This window comes from Micromonospora echinofusca, assembly GCF_017614955.1.
GTDB classification, from domain to species: domain Bacteria; phylum Actinomycetota; class Actinomycetes; order Mycobacteriales; family Micromonosporaceae; genus Micromonospora; species Micromonospora echinofusca_A.
In genome coordinates this window covers 1-3,532 of record NZ_WVUH01000518.1, presented here as the reverse complement: position 1 = coordinate 3,532, position 3,532 = coordinate 1, and the positions used below count along the sequence as shown (strand labels likewise).

At 74.3% G+C, this 3,532-nt stretch carries 2 protein-coding genes; both read left to right on the top strand.

Annotation, left to right across the window (positions count from 1 at the left end; all coding sequences use genetic code 11):
- Positions 1 to 1,375 (top strand): glycosyltransferase (locus tag GSF22_RS32000; RefSeq protein WP_244454528.1); only part of this gene is annotated, 1,375 nt, incomplete at its 5' end.
- A complete protein-coding gene (locus tag GSF22_RS31995) occupies positions 1,372 to 3,522 on the top strand; it encodes a glycosyltransferase family 1 protein (protein WP_208817642.1) in 2,151 nt (716 codons plus the stop codon). The genes GSF22_RS32000 and GSF22_RS31995, both read left to right, overlap by 4 nt.
- The last annotated feature ends 10 nt before the right edge of the window (positions 3,523 to 3,532 follow it).

Here is a 3,532-nt window from a genome sequence, read left to right as displayed (position 1 = left end):
GCCCCGACCCCGTCGGGGCCCCCGGCCACACGTCATCTACCTCGCGATCGGTTTCCCACCGGCGGCGAAGAGTTCGGCGTACCGGATGCGCGAGACCGCCAACCAGTTCTGCGCGCTGGGCTGGGACGTCACCGTCATCACCATCTCCGAGTCCGCCTGGGAACGCGAGTACGGGCTGGACCACACCCTCTCCGCCGGGGTGGACCCCCGGGTGAAGGTGGTCGAGGTACCGCTGGCCCGCACCGACCTGGAGACCGACATCCGGGCGTTCTCCGAGGCCCGGTCGCTGCGCCCGCAGCACTGGATCGACCAGCAGCGCCGGGAGGAGTTGAAGATCTTCCCGGAGCCGGTCTTCGGCGGCTGGCGGTTCGCGCTGGAGAAGGCGGTCCTGCGGGTGCACCGGGCGCACGCCGCCGACCTGCTGATGACCACCTGCGCGCCGTACGTGAACCTGGCCGCCACCTGGAAACTGTGGCAGGAGTACCGGGTGCCGTACGTGGTCGACTTCCGGGACGGCTGGTCGGTCGACGTGATCGCCGGGACGACCGCGTTCGCCGAGAACACCCCTGCCGGCCGGTGGGAGAAACGGGTGCTGGAGCAGGCGCGGGCGGTCTGGGCGGTCAACGAGCCGATCGCCGACTTCTACCGGCAGCGGTACCCGGTGCTCGCCGACCGGGTCCGGGTGGTCCGCAACGGCTACGACGGGGACTGCGTACCGGCCACCACCCACCGGCCCGACCCGGAGGCCGGGCTGACCTTCGGCTACCTCGGCTCGATCAACTTCGCCCCGGCGCTGCTGGACTCGGTCCTCACCGCCTGGCGCACCGCCCGCCGGGCGGACCCGCTGCTGGCCCGCAGCCGGTTCGAGGTACGCGGACACATCGGCGCGGGCGCGCTGCGCGAGGCGAACGCGCACATGGAACTGCTGCGCGCGGCGGCGGCCGACGGGGTGGAGTTCGGCGGCCCGGTACCGAAGGCCGAGGTGGCCGCCACCTACGGCCGCTGGGACGCGCTGGTGCTGATGCTGGTCGGCGGCCGGTACGTCACCTCCGGCAAGGTCTACGAGTACGCGGCCAGCGGACTGCCGGTGCTCTCCGCGCACGAGGTCGACCACGACGCGGCGACGGTGCTGGCCGGCCATCCGCTCTGGACCGGCGCGGTCGGGCTGGACCCGAAGCGGCTGACCGACTCGTTCGTCGAGGCCGCCCGACTGGCGGTACGCACCGACGACGCCGACCGGGCGGCGGCCCGCGCGCATGCGCAGCGGTTCGCCCGGGGCGCCCAGCTCGCACCCGCCGTCGCCGAGGCCACCCGGTTCGCCCGGCCCGCCGCCCAGGCCACCCTGACCCGCCCGACCGGAGGCGCCCAGTCATGACCAACGTGCTCATCGTGGCCGGTGACCGGCCGCAGCAGGAGTCGGTACTCGTCGAGGCGCTCGCCCGGTTCCGGGCGCAGGGGGCCCGGGTCGCCGTCGTCTGCGACTTCCCGCTGGACGGGTTCACCATCGACCCGGCGCTGGCCGAGCTGCACAGCCTGCGCGCCACCGAGCCGGATGCGAAACTGCGCCGGACGCTCGCCCGCAACCAGCAGCCCAGCCGGGCGGTGTGGCTGCGGGCCTGGCACGACGGCTGGGTCCGGCAGCGGGTCCGCACCGCCGACGTGCTGGTCGCCCTGGACGGGCTGGCCGTGCACACGGTGTGGGAGATGGCGCAACGCCAGCCCCGGGCGGACGCCTGCCACGGGCTCGGCCCGGCCGGGAAGGTCGTCCGGGCGCGGCACGAGGGGACGCACCGGCCCACCCGCAGCGGTCTGGGTCCGGCGGTCTCGGCCCGGGCCGGCATCCTGGCCCGCAGCGCCCGCCGGTCCGCCGTCACCGGGGTCAAGGAGTCGCTGGAGGCGACCATGGCCCCGGCGGTGCTGCGCAGCCGGGCCGGCGCCCGGCTCTGGCGGACCGTGGTCGCCGCGCCGGGCCTGCCGGACCGGGTACGCGGTGGCCTCACCTACCGACTGCACGTCCGCGCGGTGCAGGCCGACCGCCCCGGGCAGGCCGCCTCGGCGTCCAGGGCGGCCAGTGCCCGGATGTCCGACAGGCGGGCCCGCGCCGAGCTGCTGATGCGCGAGGCGACCGAGGAACTGGCGATGGGCCGGGTACCGGTCTGCCTGCGCGAGGCGGTCACCGCCGAACTGGCGGTGGCCGACAACTGGCTGGGGCAGAAGAACCCGCGCAAGGCGGCCCAGTCGTTGTACAAGGCGATGCGGCTGCTGTTCCACCGGGTACCGCACTTCGACCAGCTCACCTCGCCGCTGGCCGGTGACCCGGCCGGGTTCCTCGCCCCGCTGCGGGCCAGCCGGGCCGCCCAGGCGATGGCCGCGCCCCGGGGGCGGGAGCGGCCGGCCGCCACGCCACCGGCCGACCGGCCGCTGCGGCTGCTGATCGCCACCAACGGCAACGACCACTTCCTCACCGACATCCGGGCCCGCTACGCCGACCTGCCCAGCGTGGAGCTGCGGTACGTGCACCTGACCGAGGACCCGGTGGGGGACACGCTGATCCGCAACGCCGGGGCGGTCGTGGAGCACCGGCTGACCGGGGCCACCGAGTTCGGCAACCGGGTCGAGGAGTGGTTCCGGCCGCACCTGGACTGGGCGGACACCGTCTTCGTGGACTGGACGGTGGCCACCGCCGCGCTGCTCACCCTGGTCGACCCGGGCGACACCCGGGTGATCATGCGGCTGCACAGCTTCGAGGCGCTCACCTTCTGGCCGCACCTGATCGACTTCTCCCGGGTGGACGAGCTGCTCTTCGTCTCCGACCATCTGCGGGACCTGGCCGTCGAGGTGCTGCCGGCGTTGCAGGGTGAGCAGGCCCCGGCCCTGCCGGTGATCGCCAACGCGATGGACCTGCGGCCGTACCCGAGGCCGAAGGCCCCGGACGCCCGGTTCACCCTGGGCCTGATCGGTACCAGCGCGGTGGCCAAGGACCCCCGCTGGGCTATCGACGTGCTGCGCGAGCTGCGCACCGCCGACCCGCGTTACCGGCTGCTGCTCGTCGGTTCCGGGCTGGACCCGTCGGCCAGCACCTCGGTGCGGCAGTACCAGGACGCGCTCGACGCCGACCTGGCCGAGCTGGAACCCTCCGGGGCGGTGGTCCGGGTCGGGCACACCTCGGACGTACCCGGCGCGCTGACCGGGATCGGGGTGATCCTGAGCAGCTCGGTACGGGAGAGTTTCCACTGCGCACTGGTCGAGGGGGCGGCCAGTGGTGCCGTACCGGTGGTGCGGGACTGGCCGTTCTTCGCCGGCCGGGCGCACAGTGCCCGTACCCTCTTCCCGGCCGGTTGGGTGGTCGACTCGCCGCAGGAGGCGGCGGCGCTGATCCGCGCGGCCACCGCCACCGAGGAGAGCTGGCGGGCGGCCGGTGCGGCTGCCTCGGCGTACGCGTTGGCCACCTGGGACTGGAGCGTCACCCGGCACCAGTTCGACGAGTTGTTCCGGATCCCGGCCATCGAGAAGGTCCCCTGACCCCGATGAC

Excerpts from the sequence above, each read along its gene's own strand:
- GSF22_RS31995 (WP_208817642.1), top strand. The coding sequence starts at position 1,372 with ATGACCAACGTGCTCATCGTGGCCGGTGACCGGCCGCAGCAGGAGTCG.